We start from the raw sequence: 17,311 nt of genomic DNA, 5'->3' as shown, positions 1-17,311 counted from the left end.
TGATTTGACGGACCGGTTAACGCCGGCCCGTGTGGCATTACTTATGGTTGATGTGTTTTTTGCTAAGGTTAGCGAGGCCCAGGCGATAGCGCTGTTCAAGCACCTCACGGTTGGTTGCCGTCACTTCCAGGTCACGCAGCAAGCCATCATGAATACCATATGCCCAGCCGTGAATCGTCACATTCTGACCGCGTTTCCAGGCGGATTGCATAATCGTTGAGTGGCCCAGGTTATAGACCTGTTCCATCACGTTCAGTTCGCAAAGCGTATCCAGACGGCGCTCTTCCGGCATCTCGTTCAGCAGTGCGCTATGTTTGAACCAGATATCACGAATGTGGAGCAGCCAGTTATTGATAAGCCCCAGTTCCGGATTTTCTACTGCGGCTTGTACGCCACCGCAACCGTAGTGACCACAGATGATGATATGCTCCACTTCCAGTACGTCGACCGCGTACTGAACCACGGAAAGGCAGTTGAGGTCAGTGTGAATGACCAGGTTTGCAACATTTCGGTGTACAAAAAGTTCACCAGGCTCTAAACCAGTAAGGCGCTCGGCAGGAACGCGACTGTCAGAACATCCAATCCATAGAAAGCGCGGTTTTTGAGCCTGCGCCAGCGTTTCAAAGAATCCAGGATCCTCTTCCACCAGCATTTTTGACCATAGTGCATTGTTGCTGATGAGTGTATCTATGTCTTTCATGGAAGTTAACGACCTGTAACTAAAGAAGTGCGTTGCGCTAATATAGGTCAACTCCATTTTTTTTTAAACCACACATTCGAGTGTAAAAAAAAGGTAAGTGAAAATTCATGACCATTGCACTGGAGCTTGAGCAGCTTAAAAAAACCTATCCCGGCGGCGTCCATGCGCTGCGCGGTATTGATCTGAAAGTAGAAGCCGGTGACTTCTATGCGCTTCTGGGGCCGAACGGTGCGGGTAAATCCACCACCATCGGAATCATCAGTTCACTGGTCAATAAGACCTCTGGCCGGGTGAGCGTTTTCGGTTATGACCTTGAGAAAGACGTGGTCAACGCCAAGCGGCAGTTGGGCCTGGTCCCTCAGGAGTTCAACTTCAACCCGTTTGAGACGGTTCAGCAAATCGTGGTGAACCAGGCGGGGTACTACGGCGTTGAGCGTAAAGAGGCGCTGGCACGCAGTGAAAAGTACCTGAAACAACTGGATCTGTGGGAAAAACGCAACGAACGTGCTCGGATGTTATCCGGCGGTATGAAGCGTCGTCTGATGATCGCCCGCGCGCTTATGCATGAGCCTAAACTGCTCATCCTCGACGAACCGACCGCAGGGGTGGATATTGAGCTGCGCCGTTCGATGTGGGGATTCCTGAAAGATCTTAACGATAAAGGCACCACCATCATCCTTACCACGCACTATCTGGAAGAGGCTGAGATGCTGTGCCGCAACATTGGGATTATCCAAAGCGGTGAGCTGGTGGAAAACACCTCGATGAAGTCGCTGCTGGCGAAGCTGAAATCAGAAACCTTTATCCTGGATCTGGCCGGTAAAAGTCCGCTGCCGAAGCTTGAGGGTTATGACTACCGGCTGGTGGACACTTCAACGCTCGAAGTGGAAGTGCTGCGCGAGCAGGGGATCAACAGCGTCTTCAGCCAGCTCAGCGCGCAGGGTATTCAGGTGTTAAGTATGCGTAACAAAGCTAACCGTCTGGAAGAGCTGTTCGTCGCGCTGGTTCACGATAAAAAAGGAGAACGCGCATGATGCAGCTTTATTGGGTCGCGCTGAAAAGTATCTGGCATAAAGAGGTTCAGCGCTTTATGCGTATCTGGATCCAGACTCTGGTGCCGCCGGTCATTACCATGACCCTCTATTTCATCATCTTTGGTAATCTGATTGGTTCACGTATTGGTGAGATGCATGGTTTTACCTATATGCAGTTCATCGTGCCGGGCCTCATCATGATGGCGGTGATTACCAATGCCTATGCCAATGTGGCCTCGTCATTTTTCAGCGCCAAGTTCCAGCGCAATATTGAGGAGCTGCTGGTAGCGCCGGTGCCGACGCATGTCATCATCGTGGGTTACGTTGGAGGCGGTGTCGCGCGGGGAATTTGCGTCGGGGTGTTAGTCACTGCCGTGTCGCTGTTTTTCGTGCCTTTCCAGGTGCATTCATGGGTGTTTGTGGCCCTGACGCTGCTGCTGACCGCGGTGCTGTTCTCACTGGCGGGGTTGCTGAATGCCGTCTTTGCCACGACCTTTGATGACATCAGCCTGATCCCAACCTTTGTGCTGACGCCATTGACCTACCTGGGCGGCGTATTCTATTCACTGACGCTGCTTCCCCCTGTCTGGCAGGCGCTATCGCACCTCAACCCTATCGTCTATATGATAAGCGGCTTCCGCTTTGGCTTCCTCGGCATTACCGATGTGCCCCTGTTTACCACGGTGGCGGTGCTGGCGGTCTTTATCATCGTGTTTTATGGCTTGTGCTGGTATCTCATCCAGCGCGGACGCGGCCTGCGTAGCTAATCCTTCCTGCCGGCGGGCGATGTTCGCCGGCGCTTTCTGCCCGCCATTCTATGATTTCTGTCACCGACGACTGTGGGTCACTTCGCTACACTTTCTCTCTGCTAAGGAGAAACGTATGCTGGGATGGGTCATTGCTTGTCATGATGAGCGCGCGCTGGCGCTGTTGCACACCCTTGAAGCGCAGTTTGCGCCGTTAGTGCAATGCCGCGCGGTAAATTTTCATCAGGGTCTGAGTACCAATATGCTAAGCCGGATGATGTGTGATGCCCTGCATGAGACTGATTGCGGAGACGGCGTGGTCTTCCTGACCGATATCACCGGCGCGCCACCCTACCGGGCTGCGGCCCTGCTGAGCCATAAGCATGACAATTGTGAAGTGATTTCTGGCGTTGATGCTCTGCTGCTGCAGACGATGTATCCGCTTCGCGAGACCCTTAACAGCGATGAGTTTCGCAATATGATGGTGGCGATTGGCGGGTCGACGGTGAGCAGCCTTTGGCATCAGCAGCAGAAGAACCCGCCATTTGTTTTACTGCATGATTTGTACGAAAAATAATCATTGGTATTCATTTTACTTTTGTTACAATACCGCCAGTTTTTTCCATCCGGTTGCCCCAATGCCTCGTTTATTCATCATTTTCCTGCTGTTTTTTTCCGGCGCCGCTTCGGCACGTCTGGTCACTGATAACCCCGAGCCCGCCCGTTATATGCAGATCACGGAGGATGCCGAAGTCTGGGGGCAAATCGGCAATGATGTCGTGACGGTTGGCAACCTGCGTGCCGGGCAAATTATCGCCGTGGAACCCGGCGTTGAAGATTACTACACCTTTCGTTTTGGATTCGGTAAAGCGTGGATAGATAAAGGTCATCTGGGCACTCTGCGCGGCAACGAGCGGGTAGAAGATAGTCTGGGAGATCTTAATAAGCCGCTCAGTAATCAGAATCTTATAACCTGGCAGGAGACGCCGATGTATAACGCGGCAGACGTCAAGAGTCCGCCGTTTGGCGTGCTCGCTGCCAATCTTCGCTATCCCATCATCAGCAAGCTAAAAGACCGGCTTAACCAGACCTGGTTTCAGATCCGCATTGGCGAGCGCCTGGCATGGATTAGCAGCCTGGATGCGCAGGAGGATAATGGTATTCCGGTTCTGACCTATCACCATATCCTGCACGATGAAGAGAACACCCGCTTTCGCCACACCTCGACCACCACATCGGTGCGCGCCTTCACCAACCAAATGACATGGCTGCGCGATCAGGGCTACACCACGCTTAGCCTGTATCAGCTCGAAGGGTATGTGCGTAACCGCATGAACCTGCCCGCACGCTCCGTTGTGATAACCTTTGATGACGGTCTGAAATCGGTGAGCCGCTACGCTTACCCGGTGCTGAAAGAGTACGGTTTCAAAGCCACGGCTTTTATCATCTCCTCGCGTATCAAACGCCAACCCCAGCCCTGGGATGCCCGGTTTCTGCAGTTTATGAGCATCTCCGAACTCAACAGCATCTCCAGCGTTTTCGACTTCCAGTCCCATACCCATTTTCTCCACCGGGTAGATGATGCCAGACATCCCGTTCTGCTCAGCCGCAGCTATGAAAATATTCTGATGGATTTCAGGCACTCACGCCGGGCCCTCTCTCAGTTCAACGCCCATGTGTGGTTTCTCTCCTATCCCTTTGGCGGCTACAACGATAAAGCCGTACAGGCAGCACAGGACGCAGGGTTCCACCTGGCGGTGACAACGGTGCGTGGGAAGGTGAAGCCGGGGGATAATCCGATGTTACTCAAGCGGTTATATATTTTAAGAACCGATTCACTGGAAGAGATGTCGAGGCTTATCAGTAATCAACCTCAGGGGTAAATCGAATCAGGGGCATAAGGCTATTTTATTTGTCATTTTGAACCCGGGCAGTGCTCGAAATCCTCACGTACCCTTTGTACGCTCCGGTTTCTGCGCGCTGTCCGTGCCCAGAGTGACTGCATCAATAACGCCTTCTCCCCCTGATCGGGAGCATAAGGCTATTTTATTGGTCATTTTGAACCTGGGTAGTGCTCGAAATCCTCACGCACCCTTTGTACGCTCCGGTTTCTGCGCGCTGTCCGTGCCCAGAGTGACTGCATCAATAACGCCTTCTCCCCCTGATCGGGAGCATAAGGCTATTTTATTGGTCATTTTGAACCCGGGCAGTGCTCGAAATCCTCACGTACCCTTTGTACGCTCCGGTTTCTGCGTGCTGTCCGTGTCCAGAGTGACTGCATCAATAACGCCTTCTACCCCTGATTGGGGCAATACTGCTCATCCGCCGGATGGCTTATGCCACCTGTACTGGTACCGCTTTCGCGGTGCGTTTCATTTCGTTGTCGCCATCAAAATAGGCCACTTTGGGCTGCCAGCTACGGGCCTGCTCATCGGGCATGGTGACGTAAGAGGCGATGATCAGAATATCACCAACGTCCGCGCAGTGTGCCGCCGCGCCGTTTACCGAAATAATGCGTGAGCCACGTTCACCGGCAATGGCGTAAGTGGAAAAGCGCTTACCGTTGGTCACGTTGTAAATATCGATGGCTTCGTATTCAAGGATACCAGCCGCCTCAAGGAAATCCTGGTCAATCGCGCAGGAACCTTCGTAGTGCAGGTCGGCCTGCGTCACCTTTACGCGGTGGAGCTTGCCTTGCAGCATCGTGCGAATCATAAATTGAACCTTTGTTACCAATAAACGCTAAAGGAAGGGCCGCTCCCTGCGATTCGCCCTGCATCTCCCCCTCGCCATACTGACGTTGGGGGAGTTTCAGAGCGGGAGTATTGCCCGATTTTTCACCAAAGTCTACTACGCCAAATCAACCAGGGTATTGTCGATTAAACGGGCCTCGCCGAGCCATGCGGCCATCAAAATCACGGCGCGTTTGCTGCTTCCGGTTAAAGCCATCAGGGTGTCGGCATCGCGAATCTGAATATCATCGGCACGAAAACCCTTGTCGTTCAGCGCCTGCCCGGCCAGGGCGATTACCTCATCAACATTGCGTTCGCCGGCACGTATTTTATCGGCCATCTCATTCATGGTCTTACTCAGACCAGGGGCGATTTTGCGCTGTTCGGCGGTCAGATAGCCATTACGCGAACTCAATGCCAGGCCATCTTTTGCCCGCACTGTGGGTACGCCGACTATCTCAATGTCATAACCCATATCGGCAACCATTTTGCTGATGAGTTTTAACTGTTGATAATCTTTTTGTCCGAAGCAGGCCACATCCGGCTGAATCAGGTTGAACAGCTTACTGACAATAGTGGATACACCACGGAAATGACCGGGACGGCTGGCCCCTTCAAGCATGGTCGAAATGCCAGGGACATCGACATAGGTCTGCGTCTCGGTACCGGCCGGATAAATATCCGCAGGGGCGGGGGCAAAGACGAAATCCACCTTGCGTTTATTCAGTTTTTCACAATCTTCCTGCAGCGTACGCGGGTAGCGCGCCAGATCGTCCGCACGATCGAACTGCATCGGGTTAACGAAAATAGTGACCACCACGACGTCTGCGCGCGCTTTCGCTTCATCCACGAGCGTCATATGGCCGTCATGCAGGTTGCCCATGGTTGGCACCAGGGCGATGCGTTTGCCTTCCTGACGCAGGCGACGGATATGCTGGCGTAGCAGCGGTAGCGTTTCGATAATCAACACGACGATACTCCTTAATGGAAACTGTGTTCTTCGCCCGGATAAGCGCCGGACTCGACGTCAGCAACATATTGACGCACGGCCGCGCGCAGGTTACCCGCCTCGGTGAGGAAGTTTTTGGCAAATTTGGGAATGTGTCCACCGGTGATACCAAAGGCATCGTGCATCACCAGAATTTGTCCGTCGGTCACGTTACCGGCACCAATACCGATAACCGGGATGGTCAGCGCCTCAGTCACGCGTTTAGCCAGTTCTACCGGGACGCATTCCAGCACCAGCAGCTGTGCGCCTGCAGCCTCAAGCGCCAGTGCATCATCCAGCAGCGTTTGCGCGGCATCCTCGCTGCGACCCTGAACTTTGTAGCCACCGAAAATATTCACGGACTGGGGCGTTAAGCCAAGATGCCCGCACACCGGTACGGCGCGTTCAGTGAGCATTTTCACCGTCTGGGCTAACCAGCGTCCCCCTTCGATTTTGACCATGTTGGCCCCGGCGCGCATGACGGTAGCCGAATGCGCAAAGGCCTGTTCTGGTGTGGCATAAGCCATAAATGGCAGATCGGCGAGCAGCAGGCAATAAGGGGCACCACGGCGAACCGCACGGGTATGATAGGCGATGTCGTCTACCGTCACGGGCAGGGTGGAATCATGACCCTGGACCGTCATCCCTAACGAATCGCCAACCAGCATCACGTTGATGCCCTCTTCAGCAAACAGCTTTGCAAAGCTGTAGTCGTAGGCAGTGATAGTGGCGAAGCGTTTTTTTTCCTTTTTGCATTTAAGCAGCAGGGAAAGGGTGGTTGGTTTCATAACGTTTCCTGATGGCTAAAAACGAATCCTGGCGCATTCTAGCAGTATGATTCAGGTGAACAATGATTTTAGGCAATCGTTCAACTGCGATCACAACTACGGCGACAGAAAAGGGTTTTACCATAAGGCGGGTTTATCTGCACCGCATTGCGTGAGGCGTTCAGTGAGCAGGGTGCCATCAGGAAAGCGAAGGGCGGGGGCGATTTCAAACAGCGGCCAGAGCATGAAACCGCGGTTGAACATGTCGTAGTGAGGCACCGTCAGGCGTGGGGTCTGAATACTCTCATCGCCAAATAACATGATATCTAAATCCAGGGTTCGTGGCCCCCAGCGTTCGGCTTTACGCTCACGCCCTTGCTGTAACTCAATGCGCTGCGTGTTATCCAGTAACGCGTCCGGTGGCAGCTGCGTCTCAAGGGCCACGGCGGCATTAAGATAGTCCGGCTGATCCTGCGGGCCGAGTGGCGGGGTGCGATAAAATGAGGAAACAGCAACCACCCGGCTTTGGGGAATATCACCCAGTGCTGAAAGCGCAGCATTAACCTGTTGCAGGGGAGAGGCAAGATTACTACCGATGGCAATATAGCAAAGCGTTGGGGACATTTCGGCTCCTGATGCAGACACGGTAAAGCATCAGGCCTGCTCATGGCAGGCCTGAAGATCAAACGAATTATGCGCTTTCGCGCCGTGGCGCGCGCTTACGCGGCCTACGGTGGCGACGACGCGCGGCGGGCTCATCACCCAGATCGTCGAGCATCTCTTTTTGATCCGGTGGCGCGGAAACCTGAAATTCGCCCCACCATTTCGCCAGACGCTGTAGCTCAGCGTTGCGCTCAATTTCGGCCCTGAGCGCGAGCAGATCGTAAGCGGCCCGGAATTTAGGATGTTCCATCAGTTTCCAGGCACGTTTACCCTGGCGACGGGACATGCGTAACTGTAGCTGCCAGATATCACGCACAAGCGTCGTGATGCGCTTAGGAATAGCCAGCGTACGGCAGGCCTCATCGAGAACATCATTCATGGCCAGCGCAAAGGCATCGTAATAGGCCAGTCCACTCTCCTGCGCGATACGCTGGGCAGTTTCCAGTAAGGGGTACCAGAACATAGCGGCGAACAGGAAGGCCGGATTAACGCGCATATCATTGTGAATGCGGGTGTCGGTATTTTTAAGCACCTGCGCGATGATACGCTCCATCGCGCTGTCACCGTTTTCAGTGAAGTAGCGGCAGAGGGTCGGGAAAAGAGGCTGGAATAGATTGTATTCGCGTAGCAACGTGTAGGTGTCGAAGCCATAACCAGCTTGCAGCAGCTTAAGTGCCTCTTCGAACAGACGCGCAGGCGGCACGTCGTTGATCAGCGTTGCCAGCCGTGGAATGGGTTCAGCTGTTTCCGCGCTGATGCTCATACCCAGTTTGGCCGCAAAGCGAACAGCACGCAGCATGCGCACCGGATCTTCCCGATAGCGGGTCTCCGGGTTGCCAATCAGACGAATAACGCCATCTTCCAGGTCACGCATGCCGCCGACATAATCGCGGACGGTAAAATCGGCAACGCTGTAATAAAGGCTATTGATGGTGAAGTCGCGGCGCTGCGCATCTTCTTCAATGGAACCAAAGATGTTGTCACGCAACAGCATACCGTTTTGCCCGCGCTGTGACGTGGTGCGGTCAGATGCGGCCTCTTCATGATGGCCACGGAAGGTGGCGACTTCGATGATTTCCGGGCCAAACATCACGTGAGCCAGGCGGAAACGGCGGCCAACCAGGCGGCAGTTGCGGAACAGCTTACGTACCTGATCCGGCGTAGCGCTGGTGGTGACATCAAAATCTTTCGGTTTCTTGCCCAGGAGCAAGTCACGCACCCCGCCACCCACAAGGTAGGCATCGTAACCCGCTTTGTTCAGCCGATAGAGCACTTTGAGCGCGTTTTCACTGATATCTTTGCGGGAGATAGCGTGCTGCTCACGCGGAATAACCGTCATCTGAGGTTGTACAGTAGCCTCAACGACCATGCTTTCTTCGCGGCTAAGCACCTTACGGCAAAAATTAGCGACTCGGGTAAAAATAGTGCACCTCGTAGTGTCAAACGTCAGGACAAAAAAATAGCGGCTAATCATAGCTCAGCGCGAAGCGTTTGAGAATGATGTATTCACATCCACTGCATCTGGCACCCGGGAAAGCGTCCAGTTTGCGACTGCGCGAGAGAGTAAATCCTCGATGCTGAGGTCCTGCCATTCTTCTGTTGCGTTCTGGTTTAAGAATTGTAACGCCCTGATTATTATGGGGCGCGGATCGCCGCCAGGCAAGGCGGGCGCATGGTTTTGCTTGGAGAGCTTGTCCCCTTGTGCATTTAACGCCAGCGGTAGATGAATGTAACCGGGAGCAGGCCAGGCAAAGTGCTGATAAAGCGAAAGCTGCCTTACCGTAGGGTCAATTAAATCCGCACCGCGCACGATCTCCGTTACCCCCTGAAAGTGGTCATCGACCACGACGGCGAGGTTGTAGGCAAACAGACCATCCCGGCGGTGGATAATAAAATCTTCACGGGCCAGATGCGGATCGACATGAATATCGCCGCGCAGCTTGTCATGAAAATGGGTCACCGGATGGTGTTGCAACAGGCGGACGGCGGCATGGTCCGGGCCCTGATTCAGCGTGCGGCAATGTCCATCGTAAAATCCCCCCACACGCTGGATGCGCGCACGGGTACAGGTGCAGTAATAGCTCAGGTTTTGCGCCTTAAGCCAGGCGAGCGCTTCGCGGTATGCCTCGTGACGCTGTGATTGCCAGAGCACCTCGCCATCCCAGTGCAGACCATAGTGGGTAAGCTGGCGCAAAATAGTATCTGCAGCGCCGGGGACTTCGCGTGGCGGGTCGATATCTTCAATGCGAACCCGCCATACGCCGTGGTTGGCGCGAGCCTGCAGATAGCTGCCGAGGGCGGCAATAAGGGAGCCGAAATGAAGTTCACCAGAGGGTGATGGCGCAAAGCGTCCTGTATAGCGAGGTTCAGACATGGTGAAAGCGAAAAGCATCGATAGCGGAAAAATTGTCCCGACTATAGCACAGCCTGAAGTGAAGGCGCAGGCCGGGAACAGCGCTGCGCCAACAGAGAGATGACCGGCTGTCGGTCATCAGAAAACTTAACCCGCCATCTGTTTTTCGCGGATTTCAGCCAGGGTTTTACAGTCGATGCAGAGGTCGGCTGTTGGACGCGCTTCCAGGCGACGAATGCCAATCTCTACGCCGCAGGATTCGCAGAAGCCGAAGTCTTCGTCTTCCACTTTTTTCAGCGTTTTTTCGATCTTTTTAATCAGTTTACGCTCGCGGTCACGGTTACGCAGTTCGAGGCTAAACTCTTCTTCCTGGGCCGCGCGGTCTACCGGGTCCGGGAAGTTTGCCGCTTCATCCTGCATATGGGTGACGGTGCGATCGACTTCATCCCTAAGTTGATTACGCCACGCTTCAAGAATACGCTTGAAGTGCGCCAGCTGGGCTTCGTTCATATACTCTTCGCCCGGTTTCTCTTGATACGGCTCCACCCCAGCGATGGCGAGAATACTCAGGGACGATGTTTTACGGTTTTGCCCTTCTTGCATGTTGCTTCTCCTTAACACGCACTATCGATCCCCGTGTTCGGGGGAAAATCAGGCCGCTATAAATAGCAGATGCTTTTCAGGATGGCAAATATCTAAACGTAACACTTGACAAGCCTGTGAAGAAAAGCGTATTTGCGCACGCGACCAGAACACTAAATAATCATTGTTTTCCTTCATAACGCGAAGGGGAGCGGAAATCTCAGAGTCATATTTTTAGCAGAAAGTTCCGCTTTATAAGCCAGAATTTCTACGCCCTGACGGTGTGCGTCATTTAATAATCGTGCGTATTGCTCATCAATATGGCGCGCGGGGGAGAAATGTTCAACGGCTGAATGCAGAACGGCGAAGAGGATAACGGCACGTTCGCCGTTGGCCGCTACGCCCATTAACTCACGCAGGTGCTTTTGACCGCGTAAGGTAACCGCATCCGGGAAAAAACCGTTCCTTTCTTCGGCGAGCGTCACTGATTTCACTTCAATATAGCAGTTGCGGCGATCCTCTGCCTGTAACAGGAAATCAATTCTGCTGGCTTCAGAGCCATATTTTACTTCGCTTTTTAGCACGCTATAGCCGGTCAGTTCAGGTAGACGATCCTGCATAATCGCTTCTTTAGTCAGGCTATTTGCCCTCAGCGTATTAACACAAATACAGGCACCATTAAGCGTTTGAGTTAATTCCCAGGTGTAAGGATATTTGCGTTTAGTATTTTCTGATGTCGAATACCAGACCGTATCCCCAGGCGTTGCGCAGCCGGTCATTGCCCCGGTATTAGGGCAATGGATAGTTAGCGTTTCGCCATCCGGGGTGATGACATCGGCGAGAAAACGTTTATAGCGCTGAATTAGCGTGGCGGGCTTCAGGGCAGGGGAAAACTCCATGAGCGGTCCTTGTTATGTTTTTAACGTCCAGCGGTTGAGTACGGTGTAACGCACGCGACCACCGCTAAACTGCGATTCATACAACGCAAACTCGTTCACCGGAACAGACCAGTTGAAGCCCGGCGGAGGAAGCGCCATTGCATTGCGGGTATCACGTAGCAGCGTGATGTGGGGGTGGAAAGGCGTTGGGCTTTGGTAGCAGCCGCTGCGCGAGGCCTGCGCGCGCAGCATATCGGCTAACTGAATCAACCCGCGCGGAGGCTGACGACACCCGAGCCACGCCACGCGAGAGCGCCACCACTGGCCGGCATCATCCAGTCGCAGCGTAAAACCAGGTTGCGTAATGCGTCCGGCCATCGCTTCCAGCGCGTGTTGTTTCTCGTGACTGACTTCCCCCAGAAAGGCCAGCGTCAGGTGAAGATTCGCGGCGGCTACTGGTCGGCCCGCATCCTGGGCAAAATGTTCTGCTCGCCAGCGTACGATGTCCCGACGCGTTGCATCAGGCAGTTCGAGGGCAAAAAACAGCCTTTTCGATTCGTGCATAGCTGACTCTCCGTAAATATCTCCGGCGATGCTACCGCCCCCGACCCTAACCCGCAAATTTCAGAGCACTGCAACCGCATCGAGTTCATGTACAATTGCCGGCCTCTGCTATAGTTCAACGTCATTTCACTGGAGCCTTGCGTGTCCTCTTTGCCGGTTGCCGCCGTACTGCCCGATCTGTTAACCGCCTTACACCAGGCGCCGCAGGTGTTACTCATCGCCCCTACAGGCGCAGGGAAATCGACCTGGTTGCCGCTTCAGTTATTGCAGCAGTGCAAAAACAGCGGGCGTATTCTGCTGCTCGAACCGCGAAGACTGGCGGCGCGCAACGTGGCGCAGCGGCTGGCCGAGCAGCTCAATGAGCAGCCAGGTGAAACGGTCGGTTATCGTATGCGGTCACAAACCTGTGTCGGGCCGCAGACCCGGCTGGAGGTGGTCACCGAAGGGATCCTGACGCGCATGATCCAACAGGATCCTGAGCTCAGCGGTGTTGATATGGTGATCCTGGATGAATTTCATGAACGTAGCCTGCAGGCCGATCTGGCGCTGGCGCTTCTGTTGGACGTCCAGCAGGGTCTGCGCGATGACCTTAAATTGCTGGTAATGTCGGCCACCCTTGATAACAACCGGTTAAAAACACTGCTGCCCGAGGCGCCACTCATTGTCTCTGAAGGTCGCCTGTACCCGGTGGAACGTCGTTACCAGGCGCTGAATACGCATCAGCGTTTTGACGATGCTGTCGCATCCGCGGTCGCGGATCTGCTGCGTACACAGACGGGCTCGCTACTGCTCTTTCTACCGGGGGTGAGTGAAATAGAGCGCGTTCAGGAGCAGCTCTCCGGCAGAGTAGGGAGCGACGTTCTGCTCTGCCCGCTGTATGGCGCATTGCCGCTAAATGAACAGCGTAAAGCGATTTTGCCTGCTCCGGCCGGGCTGCGCAAAGTGGTACTGGCGACCAATATTGCGGAAACCAGCCTGACCATTGAAGGGATCTGCCTGGTGGTGGATTCGGCTCAGGAAAGGGTAGCCTGTTTTGATCCCCGGACGGGACTGACCAGACTGGTGACCCAGCGCGTGAGCCAGGCGTCGATGACGCAGCGCGCAGGACGCGCCGGGCGTCTACAACCGGGGATCTGTTTACACCTTATCAGTAAAGAGCAGGCAGAACGGGCAGCGGCACAGGCGGATGCAGAGATCCTGCAACGCGATTTATCGGGCCTGCTGATGGAGTTGTTACAGTGGGGATGCCAGGATCCTGGCCAGCTGCGCTGGCTGGATTTGCCCCCTGCTCATCATCTTGCCGCCGCGCGTAAGTTGCTCACGCAACTGGGAGCGCTGGACGGTGAACGTTTATCTGTCTTCGGGCAGAAAATGGCGGCGACAGGTAACGATCCGCGGCTTGCCGCTATGCTGGCCAGTGCTCAGAATGCCGATGAAATAGCCACGGCGGCGAAGGTGACGGCCATCCTTGAAGAACCTCCACGCAGCGCAAACAGGGATTTGAGTGCGGCATTTGCCCGGCATCAACCGCAGTGGCAGCAGCGTGCCCGTCAGTTGACCCGCCGCCTGAAGGCCACCGATGGCGAGGCGGACAGTAGCCTACTGGCCCCTTTACTGGCGCGCGCGTTTGCTGACCGGATTGCGCGGCGACGCGGGCTGGACGGACGCTACCAGCTGGCAAACGGCATGGGCGCTATGCTCGATGCTGATGATGCGCTTAACCGCCATGAATGGCTGCTGGCACCACTGCTTTTGCAGGGAAGTCACTCCCCCGATGCCCGTATATTGCTGGCGTTGCCGCTGGATATTGATGCGCTGGTCGCCGCGTGTCCGGCCATTTTGCAGCACGCCGATACGGTGGAGTGGGATGATGCGCAGGGAACATTAAAAGCCTTGCGCCGTAGCCAGATTGGTCAGCTTACGGTCAAGGTGCAACCGCTCTCGAAACCGTCAGAAAAGGTGCTGCACCAGGCAATGCTTAACGGCATTCGTGAGAAGGGGCTGGATGTCCTTAACTGGACACCAGAAGCAACTCAACTGCGGCTGCGGTTACATTGCGCAGCAAAATGGCTGCCTGAAGTTGCGTGGCCAGCGGTCGATGATGCCTCATTACTGGCTAACCTTGAGAGCTGGTTGCTGCCGCATATGGATGGCGTGCATTCACTGCGTGCCCTTAAGGCGCTGGACCTTCATGGCGCGTTACTCGCCTGGCTGCCCTGGCCTTTACGGCAACAGCTGGAGAGTTCGTTGCCAGCGCATTACACTGTGCCGACAGGAAGCCGGATTGCTATTCGATATCATGAGGATAATCCTCCGGCACTGGCGGTACGTATGCAGGAGATGTTTGGCGAGGCCACAACGCCTTCACTTGCGGGAGGGCGAATCGCGCTGGTGCTTGAGCTGTTGTCGCCAGCCCAGCGGCCGCTGCAAATTACCCGCGACCTGGCGGCATTCTGGCAGGGGGCGTATCGCGAGGTGCAAAAGGAGATGAAGGGGCGCTATCCGAAGCACGTCTGGCCTGACGATCCTGCGAATACGGCGCCGACCCGGCGTACAAAAAAGTATTCCTGATGTACGGAGGTGCGGTCTGATGCCCGCGCCCCAACCCTCTCCTGCGAGGAGAGGGGGAAAAGCTTAAAAGATTTTCTCCTGGAGGAAATCTGCTGTTTGTTTTGAGAGATATCTTCTTCCTCCACCTGGAGCAAGAACTGAGAATCGGGCCTTTGCGCCTGAATGTTGCGGAGAGAGAGAGCATGGCGGGGAATGACCGCGAGCCAATTGGACGTAAGAGCAGAAACACACGTCCGGCAAAAGAGAAAATCAGTCGTCGTCGCGCCAGAGAAGAGGAATACGACGACTACGACGATGAGGATAGCGAAGAGGTGTCAGCCCCACGCAAAGGAAAGGGCCGGGGCGGCAAGCCGCGGAAGAAACGCCGCTGGTTATGGCTGCTGTTTAAAATTTGTCTTATCGGCGCGGTCCTGTTAGCCATCTATGGGGTGTATCTCGACCAGAAGATCCGTGCCCGTATTGATGGCAAAGTCTGGCAGCTTCCGGCAGCAGTGTATGGCCGTATGGTCAACCTCGAACCTGATATGCCCGTCAGCAAAAATGAGATGGTAAAACTGCTTGAGTCGACGCAGTACCGCCAGGTAACCAAAATGACGCGGCCTGGCGAATTTACCGTGCAGGCCAAAAGCATTGAGATGATCCGTCGCCCGTTCGATTTCCCGGACAGTAAAGAAGGGCAGGTCCGCGCACGTCTGACCTTTGACGGCAACCGGCTGGATACTATCGAGAACATGGACAGCAACCGTCAGTTCGGTTTCTTCCGTCTCGATCCCCGCCTCATTACGATGCTCTCTTCACCTAACGGTGAGCAGCGTCTGTTTGTGCCGCGTAGTGGTTTCCCGGATCTGCTGGTGGATACGTTACTGGCGACCGAAGACCGTCACTTCTATGAACACGATGGCATCAGCTTCTACTCTATTGGCCGTGCGGTACTGGCGAACCTGACTGCCGGCCGTACCGTGCAGGGGGCAAGTACGCTGACGCAACAGTTAGTGAAAAACCTCTTCCTGAGCAGCGAGCGCTCATACTGGCGTAAGGCCAATGAAGCCTTGATGGCGCTCATTATGGATGCCCGATACAGCAAGGATCGTATTCTTGAACTGTATATGAACGAAGTGTATCTCGGGCAGAGCGGTGACAACGAGATCCGTGGTTTCCCGCTGGCGAGCCTGTACTACTTTGGTCGCCCGGTGGAAGAACTGAGCCTTGATCAGCAGGCGATGCTGGTGGGGATGGTGAAGGGTGCGTCTATTTACAACCCGTGGCGTAACCCGAAACTGGCCCTCGAACGTCGTAACCTGGTACTGCGCCTGATGCAAGAGCAGAAGGTGATCGATCAGGAGCTGTACGATATGCTCAGTGCCCGTCCGCTTGGCGTTCAGCCGCGCGGTGGCGTTATCTCCCCACAGCCTGCTTTTATGCAGATGGTGCGTCAGGAGTTGCAGGCGAAGCTTGGTGACAAAGTGAAGGATCTCTCAGGCGTGAAGATCTTCACCACCTTTGACTCCCTGGCTCAGGATGCAGCTGAAAAAGCGGCGGTGGAGGGGATTCCGGCGCTGATTAAACAGCGCAAACTGGACGATCTTGAAACCGCAATGGTCGTGGTAGACCGCTTTAGCGGTGAGGTCCGTGCGATGGTCGGTGGATCAACGCCGCAGTTTGCGGGTTATAACCGTGCGATGCAGGCGCGCCGCTCCATTGGTTCTCTGGCGAAGCCAGCAACCTACCTGACGGCGCTGAGCCAGCCGGATAAGTACCGTCTGAACACCTCGATTGCTGATGCCCCTATCTCGCTGCGCCTTTCTAATGGTCAGGTGTGGGCACCCCAGAACGATGATCATCGGTTTAGCGGCCAGGTGATGCTGGTCGATGCGCTTACCCGTTCGATGAACGTGCCAACCGTTAACCTGGGTATGGCACTGGGTCTGCCTGCGGTGACCGATACCTGGCTGAAGCTGGGCGCGCCAAAAGATCAGTTAACGGCGAACCCGTCAATGCTACTTGGTGCGCTTAACCTGACCCCGATTGAAGTGGCGCAGGCATTCCAGACCATCGCCAGCGGCGGTAACCGTGCCACCTTATCTGCGCTGCGCTCTGTGATTGCAGAAGATGGGACGGTGCTCTATCAGAGCTTCCCGCAGTCTGAGCGGGCAGTGCCGGCCCAGGCCGCCTATATGACGCTATGGACCATGCAGCAGGTAATACAGCGTGGTACAGGCCGTCAGTTAGGAGCGAAATACCCAAATCTGCATCTGGCGGGTAAAACCGGCACCACCAACAACAATGTGGATACCTGGTTTGCCGGTATTGACGGGCGTGAAGTGACCATTACCTGGGTTGGGCGGGATAACAACCAGCCGACCAAACTCTACGGGGCAAGCGGGGCAATGGCCATTTACCAGCGCTATCTGGCAAATCAGTTGCCTATTCCTCTGGATCTGACGCCGCCCGAAGATATCACCACCCTGAGCGTGGATGAGATGGGTAACTTCATCTGTGGAGGCGGTGGCGTCCGCTCGCTGCCGGTGTGGACGACCAATCCGGATGCGCTGTGTCAGCAAAGTCAAATGCTCATGCAGCAACAACAGCAGCAGCAACAGCAGGGCAATCCGTTTAATCAGTCTGCGCCGCAGCAACAGCAACAGCAGCAGCAACCGCCACAGCAGGAAGAGAAGAGCGATGGTGTTGCGGGCTGGATTAAGGATATGTTCGGCAGTAACTAACCTTATGACC

16 protein-coding genes are annotated in these 17,311 nt (G+C 54.9%); 6 read left to right on the top strand and 10 right to left on the bottom strand.

Annotation, left to right across the window (positions count from 1 at the left end; genetic code table 11):
- Positions 1 to 37: 37 nt before the first annotated feature.
- Positions 38 to 700 (bottom strand): carbonate dehydratase, encoded by a 663-nt coding sequence (can, locus tag KXR87_RS16975; RefSeq protein ID WP_437433388.1) that lies wholly within the window; start codon positions 698 to 700, stop codon positions 38 to 40.
- A gap of 107 nt (positions 701 to 807) precedes the next feature.
- Here can and KXR87_RS16970 point away from each other — a divergent pair, with 107 nt between their 5' ends.
- The 4 genes from KXR87_RS16970 (at position 808) to KXR87_RS16955 (ending at position 4,363) form a co-directional block, all read left to right on the top strand.
- The gene (locus tag KXR87_RS16970) at positions 808 to 1,734 is read left to right on the top strand and encodes an ABC transporter ATP-binding protein (RefSeq protein ID WP_437433387.1); all 927 of its coding nucleotides are present in this window, start codon (positions 808 to 810) and stop codon (positions 1,732 to 1,734) included.
- On the top strand, positions 1,731 to 2,501 hold the full coding sequence (locus tag KXR87_RS16965; RefSeq protein ID WP_437433386.1) for an ABC transporter permease: 771 nt from the start codon (positions 1,731 to 1,733) through the stop codon (positions 2,499 to 2,501). Before KXR87_RS16970 ends, KXR87_RS16965 begins: the two co-directional genes overlap by 4 nt.
- Positions 2,502 to 2,616: 115 nt before the next feature.
- Positions 2,617 to 3,057: a PTS sugar transporter subunit IIA gene (locus KXR87_RS16960; protein WP_437433385.1), complete on the top strand. Its 441-nt coding sequence runs from the start codon at positions 2,617 to 2,619 to the stop codon at positions 3,055 to 3,057.
- 61 nt (positions 3,058 to 3,118) lie between these two features.
- Positions 3,119 to 4,363 (top strand): polysaccharide deacetylase family protein, encoded by a 1,245-nt coding sequence (locus tag KXR87_RS16955; protein ID WP_437433384.1) that lies wholly within the window; start codon positions 3,119 to 3,121, stop codon positions 4,361 to 4,363.
- A gap of 451 nt (positions 4,364 to 4,814) precedes the next feature.
- Here KXR87_RS16955 and panD read toward each other — a convergent pair whose 3' ends face one another.
- The 9 genes from panD to thpR all read right to left on the bottom strand — a co-directional run bounded on the left by panD (position 4,815) and on the right by thpR (position 12,007).
- Positions 4,815 to 5,195, bottom strand: a complete 381-nt coding sequence (gene panD, locus KXR87_RS16950; RefSeq protein ID WP_039078406.1) for an aspartate 1-decarboxylase — start codon at positions 5,193 to 5,195, stop codon at positions 4,815 to 4,817.
- 135 nt (positions 5,196 to 5,330) lie between these two features.
- The gene (gene panC, locus KXR87_RS16945) at positions 5,331 to 6,182 is read right to left on the bottom strand and encodes a pantoate--beta-alanine ligase (protein ID WP_437433383.1); all 852 of its coding nucleotides are present in this window, start codon (positions 6,180 to 6,182) and stop codon (positions 5,331 to 5,333) included.
- An 11-nt stretch (positions 6,183 to 6,193) separates the two neighbouring features.
- Complete coding sequence (gene panB, locus KXR87_RS16940; protein WP_437433382.1) at positions 6,194 to 6,988, bottom strand: 3-methyl-2-oxobutanoate hydroxymethyltransferase; 795 nt, start codon at positions 6,986 to 6,988, stop codon at positions 6,194 to 6,196.
- A 117-nt stretch (positions 6,989 to 7,105) separates the two neighbouring features.
- Entirely contained in the window at positions 7,106 to 7,591 is a 486-nt protein-coding gene (folK, locus tag KXR87_RS16935) for a 2-amino-4-hydroxy-6-hydroxymethyldihydropteridine diphosphokinase (protein ID WP_437433381.1), read from the bottom strand.
- A 67-nt stretch (positions 7,592 to 7,658) separates the two neighbouring features.
- Positions 7,659 to 9,053, bottom strand: a complete 1,395-nt coding sequence (gene pcnB / locus KXR87_RS16930; RefSeq protein WP_437433401.1) for a polynucleotide adenylyltransferase PcnB — start codon at positions 9,051 to 9,053, stop codon at positions 7,659 to 7,661.
- Positions 9,054 to 9,107: 54 nt separating this feature from the next.
- Positions 9,108 to 10,004 (bottom strand): tRNA glutamyl-Q(34) synthetase GluQRS, encoded by an 897-nt coding sequence (gluQRS, locus tag KXR87_RS16925; protein ID WP_437433380.1) that lies wholly within the window; start codon positions 10,002 to 10,004, stop codon positions 9,108 to 9,110.
- A gap of 126 nt (positions 10,005 to 10,130) precedes the next feature.
- On the bottom strand, positions 10,131 to 10,586 hold the full coding sequence (gene dksA, locus KXR87_RS16920) for an RNA polymerase-binding protein DksA (protein ID WP_007373199.1): 456 nt from the start codon (positions 10,584 to 10,586) through the stop codon (positions 10,131 to 10,133).
- A 173-nt stretch (positions 10,587 to 10,759) separates the two neighbouring features.
- Complete coding sequence (gene sfsA, locus KXR87_RS16915) at positions 10,760 to 11,464, bottom strand: DNA/RNA nuclease SfsA (protein WP_437433379.1); 705 nt, start codon at positions 11,462 to 11,464, stop codon at positions 10,760 to 10,762.
- Between the two features lie 12 nt (positions 11,465 to 11,476).
- Complete coding sequence (gene thpR, locus KXR87_RS16910) at positions 11,477 to 12,007, bottom strand: RNA 2',3'-cyclic phosphodiesterase (RefSeq protein ID WP_437433378.1); 531 nt, start codon at positions 12,005 to 12,007, stop codon at positions 11,477 to 11,479.
- 141 nt (positions 12,008 to 12,148) lie between these two features.
- Between thpR and hrpB the strand changes: the two genes are divergently transcribed.
- A complete protein-coding gene (gene hrpB, locus KXR87_RS16905; RefSeq protein WP_437433377.1) occupies positions 12,149 to 14,578 on the top strand; it encodes an ATP-dependent helicase HrpB in 2,430 nt (809 codons plus the stop codon).
- A gap of 182 nt (positions 14,579 to 14,760) precedes the next feature.
- On the top strand, positions 14,761 to 17,301 hold the full coding sequence (gene mrcB / locus KXR87_RS16900; RefSeq protein ID WP_437433376.1) for a bifunctional glycosyl transferase/transpeptidase: 2,541 nt from the start codon (positions 14,761 to 14,763) through the stop codon (positions 17,299 to 17,301).
- The last annotated feature ends 10 nt before the right edge of the window (positions 17,302 to 17,311 follow it).

Origin of the sequence: Yokenella regensburgei, assembly GCF_051486985.1 — a bacterium.
GTDB lineage: Bacteria > Pseudomonadota > Gammaproteobacteria > Enterobacterales > Enterobacteriaceae > CBFFRJ01.
Note: the sequence above shows the minus strand (reverse complement) of the source record. Positions and strands in the feature narration are given on the sequence as shown.